The organism is uncultured Bacteroides sp., assembly GCF_949298305.1.
Classification (GTDB): Bacteria; Bacteroidota; Bacteroidia; order Bacteroidales; family Bacteroidaceae; genus Bacteroides.
This window is the reverse complement of sequence record NZ_CASFWU010000161.1, coordinates 1-5,478: the sequence shown is the minus strand read 5'-3', so window position 1 is coordinate 5,478 and position 5,478 is coordinate 1. Positions and strand designations below refer to the sequence as shown.

Below are 5,478 nucleotides of genomic sequence, written 5' to 3'. Positions count from 1 at the left end.
ACCTGTCACCCCTCCCTACACGGGACAACTGCTGGAAAACTATCTGAAACGGTACCTTTATCTGAAACAACAACTGGAAACGAAATAATGCTGAAACACCTATACCTAAAGAACTTCAAATGCTTTGACGAACTGTCTCTGCCGCTGGGCGGGCTGACACTGATAACGGGAGTGAACGGCGCCGGCAAATCGAGCATCGTCCAGGCCCTGCTGCTCCTGCGGCAAAGCAACGACGACAAGCGGACCGACCTGCACACCCACGTAAAGGCCGACGGCGACCTGGCCGACCTGACCAACGGAAACGCCATGCGCTATGCCTTGAGCGAGGATGCCGACGTTCTGATCAGACTGACCAATGACCAGCCGGAAGAAGCCAGCTTCACCCTGAAGGACGCCGTGACGGACGATACGGAAATAGCCTGCATCCCTTCGGACAACATTGACCACGTACTGACAGCGTGGCCGCTCTTTGCCCCCAGCTTAATGCCAGCAACACCGACAGCCGCCTGGGCGACAAGCACGGCAGCAACACCGCCTTCCGCTTCTACGAAGCCATGAGCAGCAACGAACAGGTACCCGTACCGGCCCTCTGCCTGCTGGAGAAGAACCACTCCGTCTTTGCCAACGTGTCGGCCTGGCTGAGCTACATCATGGGCAGCGACGTCAGCCTGGCCGCCGCACAAGAGACCGCCGACCGCGTCACCCTGAGCTACTCGAAAAACGTACAAGGCAACGAAATAGCCTTCTCGCCCCTGAACGTGGCCTTCGGAAACTCGTACATACTCCCCATCATACTGGCCGTGCTCACGGCACCGGCAGACTCGCTGCTCATCATCGAAAACCCGGAAGCCCACCTGCATCCGTCGGCACAGTTCCGCACAGGACAACTGCTGGCACTGGCCGCCGAACACGGCATACAGATTATAGTCGAAACCCACAGCGACCACCTGCTGAACGGCGTGCGGGTCATGGCCAAAGCTGGAATGGAAGGCAAAGGCCGGACAGATGCCGGCAAGGTGGAAATACACTACATCTACCAGGACAAGGACCATCCCGAACTCCATCTGAACGAACGCATCGTGCTCGAAGAAGACGGCACCCTGGACCACTGGCCGCAAGGATTCTTCGACGAATGGGAACTGGCCTTGCGCCAAATCAACCAACCTTAACCTCCTTCTTCAGCCACTACCGCCATGGAACTCCTGCTCAACGACCAATCGTACCAGTGCAACGGAAAACTGTGCGAACACTGGGAAGCTATAAGCTGTTTTGGCATCCTTGCCGACCGGCTGAAAGAATACGGCGTGGACAAGATTGTCTGTCCGCAAGGCTACAAAAGCCTGCCCGTAGGCGGAGTGGCTTGGAAAGACTGCTACCTCAGAATGGAGGAACTGAACGACGACCAGCGGATGGAAATCATCACCCTGATGGACAGTACCCTGCGCGAAGCCCGCCCCGACGAACTGGATGACTGCACCGTGTTCAGCGAAGAAGCAGACTTCCACAACCCTTCCGCCGCACTGGGCAAAGCCTGCACGGACGACCGCCCCGTGGTGAGTTTCACCTTCCGGGAAACCGACAAACGGGACACCATCGAAGGCTTCCTGCGCGGAGGAACCGGCAAAAAGGCACAAAAGGCCACGGTGAAAAATCTGTATCGGGCAGAAAACGGACAAACGGCCGTCTGCCTCACTTCGTTCAAGGAATGTAAACGGAAAAATGCCGAAAAAGAGCCGCTCTGGAATCAGGAAATGGTAACCAGATACCTGGCACGGATAGGGCACGAAGACAGCCGGCACTCCACCACAACAGAAGAGAAACAAGCCTACCTCATCGAACACGCCACCCAGATAGCCCTGATGAACGGGTGGTGCCTGCACACACGCCTGTCGCGCATCAACTCGAGCAGCACGCAGAAAAGGGTCATCTTCTACTCCAAGGCCTTCAAGAACACCGCAACCTACCTCTGCATCGACCTGGAACACGAAGACATCCGCTTTGAAGTGTGCGACTACGCCGGCAGGCACCTGAAAGAAATCAAACACAACGGCCAGACAACCGATGCCACTCCGCAAAGAAACCACAACATTACGGTATAAAATAAGAAATTTTAAATGCCGCAACGAACTATCATCCAAATAAAAGGCGTACTTTTGCCACTCATTCAAAAACAACTATGGACAAATTCAGTTATGCAATCGGCCTGGGTATAGGCCAGAACCTTTTGGGCATGGGAGCCAGAGGCATCGAAGTGGACGATTTTGCACGCGCCATCAAGGACGTGCTGGAAGGAAAACCCACCGAAATCACACATACCGAGGCACGCGACATCGTGAACAAGTATTTCGAAGAACTGGAACAGAAAATCAACGCCGGCAACATCGAAGCCGGAAAGAAGTTCCTCGAAGAGAACGGCAAACGCCCCGGCGTGGTCACACTGCCCAGCGGCCTGCAATACGAAGTAATCAACGAAGGCAAGACCGGCACCTACGCCAAAATCACCGACCAGGTGCAATGCCATTATGAGGGTACGCTGATAGACGGAACCCTGTTCGACAGCTCCATCAAGCGCGGACAACCCGCCACGTTCGGCGTCAACCAGGTCATCCCCGGATGGGTGGAAGCCCTGCAGCTGATGCCCGAAGGCGCCAAGTGGAAACTCTACATCCCCAGCGACCTGGCCTACGGAGCACAGGGAGCCGGCGAAATGATACCCCCGCACAGCACACTGGTATTCGAAGTTGAACTGCTGAAAATCTTATCCAAACAATAAAAAAACAAAAAGCAAAATGAAAAAAGTAACATTCATCATGGCACTTGCAGCAGCTGCCGGACTGGCATCCTGCACCGCACAAAGTCCGAAAGGAAATCTGAAGACAGACATCGACTCATTGTCCTACGCCATCGGTATGTCCGCTCCACACAGATGGCCACCTTCCTGAAGGGATTCAACGAAGGCGCCACCAAGACCAGCAAGGAAGACGTAGCCTACATGGCCGGTATGCAGATTGGCCAAATGGTAAGCAAACAGTGGGTAGAAGGATTCAACCGCCAGATTTTTGCCGGCGACTCCACACAGACCCTCAACCGTGAAAACCTGCTGGCAGGTTTCGTAGCCGGCGTAGTAGGCAAGGGCGGAGCCATGGATATGCTTCAGGCACAAGAATACAAGCGCACACAGATGGAAGCCGTCAGAGCCAAAGCCATCGAAAAGAAATACGCCGACAACAAGGCAGCCGGCGAAAAGTTCCTGGCCGAGAACAAGACTAAGGAAGGCGTGGTAACCACCGAAAGCGGCCTGCAATACAAAATCATCACCAAAGGCACAGGCGCCATTCCCGCCGACTCCAGCAGAGTACAAGTAAACTACAAAGGCACCCTGATTGACGGCACCGAATTCGACAGCTCCTACAAGCGCAAAGACAAGGACGGCAAGAGCAAACCCGCCGTATTCCGCGCCAACCAGGTCATCAAAGGCTGGACAGAAGCCCTCACCATGATGCCCGTAGGCTCCAAGTGGGAACTCTACATCCCCTACGACCTGGCATACGGAGCCAGAGAGACCGGCGGTCAAATCAAGCCCTACTCCACACTGATCTTTGAAGTGGAACTGGTAGGCATCGAAAAAGAAAACAAGAAGTAATGCCAATCCGGCCATAGACTGACAGAACGTTATTCAGAGCGGATAAGACAGATGCAACGCAGCATCGGCTTATCCGCTCTTTTTTTATCCTTTCCCACAAATTTTCTTTCATTATTGTAGAAAAATTAAAATAAAGCTCTATATTTGCTTACTATTTGACAACAACATGAACTTTACTCATTTATTATTATGGAAAAGATAGACAACCTTGACCGGCAGATTCTGGAAATCATCTCACAGAATGCCCGCATCCCATTCAAAGATGTTGCCTCCGAATGCGGAGTGTCACGTGCAGCCATCCATCAGCGCGTACAACGCCTGATAGACCTCGGCGTCATCATAGGCTCCGGCTACCACGTCAACCCCAAGTCGCTCGGCTACCGCACCTGCACCTACGTCGGGATCAAGCTCGAAAAAGGATCCATGTACAAAACCGTAGTCGCACAGCTGGAAAAAATCCCCGAAGTAGTGGAATGCCACTTCACCACAGGACCCTACACCATGCTGACCAAAGTCTACGCACGTGACAACGAACACCTGATGGACCTGCTGAACCACAAAATGCAGGAAATACCGGGTGTGACAGCCACCGAAACCCTGATTTCGCTCGAACAGAGCATCAAGAAAGAAATACCCATCTGCCCCGAGAAATAAAGGCAGAACCATATTCCAGCAGGGCAACAACGGACAAGAAGGTGCCGCCACACCCCAACGGCCACTCACCGCCAGTCCGCTGTCGCCCTGCATCCATCACCACCCACTATCCCAAAAACAAACCCATGGACTTCCTAAACGAATACCACCTTTCAGGCCTCGTCATCGGCATCAGCACCTTCCTCATCATCGGCCTCTTCCACCCCGTCGTCGTCAAGGCAGAATACTATTGGGGCACCCGCTGCTGGTGGATTTTCCTCCTGCTGGGCATCGGCGCAGCAGCCGCCTCCCTCTGCACCGAAAACATCCTGATAGCCTCCCTCCTGGGCGTATTCGCCTTCTCCTCCTTCTGGACCATCAAAGAAATCTTCGAGCAAGAAGAACGCGTCAAGAAAGGCTGGTTCCCCAAAAATCCCAAACGTACCTACAAGTTCTGACCCCCCAGCAGACATCCGACCTCGTTACCCGAACCTTCGCCCACGTTACACAGCACCGTCCCGAGGCGCCCTCCCTTCACACCCTCCTTCCTTTCACCCCGCCTCTACCGGTCCTCGGGTGAAATTTCACCGGGACCCACTCATAACAAGCCACTTGCGTCTAAACCCGGCAAGACAGGCGCCTTCACCATAGAACCATCACTTTCACCGCAAGCTTTTGACTACCAGCCAGAAAGCACGCAGTGAAAGCGTGAAGGACTTTCATCACACTTACATCCACCGCAGACAAAGCCTGCATCCTCCACGGACGAAGCCTGCATCCTCCACGGACGAAGCTTGCATCCTCCACAGACGAAGCCTGCACCCTCCACAGACGAAGCCTGCACCCTCCACAGACGAAGCCTGCACCCTCAAAGTTTTTATGGAAAAACCCAAAAACACTTGCATATTTCAACCAAAAGCACTACTTTTGTCCCCGCATCCCGCCAAAGGATACATCGGACTTGTAGCTCAGTTGGTTAGAGCAACAGACTCATAATCTGGAGGTCCCAGGTTCAAGCCCTGGCTGGTCCACGTTAGAAATCAAGCACTTACAAAGATTTTGTAGGTGCTTTTTCTTTTATTGGTGACCTTCAGGTGACCTTTTTGGGGTCAGCGGATATTCCCGGTTGGTAGGCATGGTGTATCAAGCATATTGCGTATCTTTGTGGTATGAAAGCAGAACAATTACTTCGTGCCATCCTT

6 protein-coding genes, 1 tRNA gene and 1 pseudogene are annotated in these 5,478 nt (G+C 53.5%); all 8 read left to right on the top strand.

Annotated features, from left to right (window positions below; genetic code table 11):
- Nucleotides 1–87: 87 nt before the first annotated feature.
- The 8 genes and pseudogenes from Q1Y74_RS13895 (at nucleotide 88) to Q1Y74_RS13860 (ending at nucleotide 5,307) form a co-directional block, all read left to right on the top strand.
- Entirely contained in the window at nucleotides 88–558 is a 471-nt protein-coding gene (locus Q1Y74_RS13895) for an AAA family ATPase (protein WP_300814886.1), read from the top strand.
- Complete coding sequence (locus Q1Y74_RS13890; protein WP_300814885.1) at nucleotides 459–1,169, top strand: DUF3696 domain-containing protein; 711 nt, start codon at nucleotides 459–461, stop codon at nucleotides 1,167–1,169. Before Q1Y74_RS13895 ends, Q1Y74_RS13890 begins: the two co-directional genes overlap by 100 nt.
- Before the next feature lie 24 nt (nucleotides 1,170–1,193).
- Nucleotides 1,194–2,099, top strand: coding sequence for a hypothetical protein (locus Q1Y74_RS13885; protein ID WP_300814884.1), 906 nt, complete (start codon nucleotides 1,194–1,196; stop codon nucleotides 2,097–2,099).
- Nucleotides 2,100–2,176: 77 nt separating this feature from the next.
- Nucleotides 2,177–2,773: an FKBP-type peptidyl-prolyl cis-trans isomerase gene (locus Q1Y74_RS13880; protein ID WP_300814883.1), complete on the top strand. Its 597-nt coding sequence runs from the start codon at nucleotides 2,177–2,179 to the stop codon at nucleotides 2,771–2,773.
- A gap of 16 nt (nucleotides 2,774–2,789) precedes the next feature.
- Nucleotides 2,790–3,643 (top strand): annotated as a pseudogene (locus tag Q1Y74_RS13875) (FKBP-type peptidyl-prolyl cis-trans isomerase).
- A gap of 189 nt (nucleotides 3,644–3,832) precedes the next feature.
- Nucleotides 3,833–4,297, top strand: coding sequence for an Lrp/AsnC ligand binding domain-containing protein (locus Q1Y74_RS13870; RefSeq protein ID WP_300814882.1), 465 nt, complete (start codon nucleotides 3,833–3,835; stop codon nucleotides 4,295–4,297).
- A gap of 125 nt (nucleotides 4,298–4,422) precedes the next feature.
- Nucleotides 4,423–4,734, top strand: a complete 312-nt coding sequence (locus Q1Y74_RS13865) for a DUF4491 family protein (RefSeq protein WP_300814881.1) — start codon at nucleotides 4,423–4,425, stop codon at nucleotides 4,732–4,734.
- A gap of 499 nt (nucleotides 4,735–5,233) precedes the next feature.
- Nucleotides 5,234–5,307 (top strand) — tRNA-Ile (locus tag Q1Y74_RS13860).
- Nucleotides 5,308–5,478 lie beyond the last annotated feature (171 nt).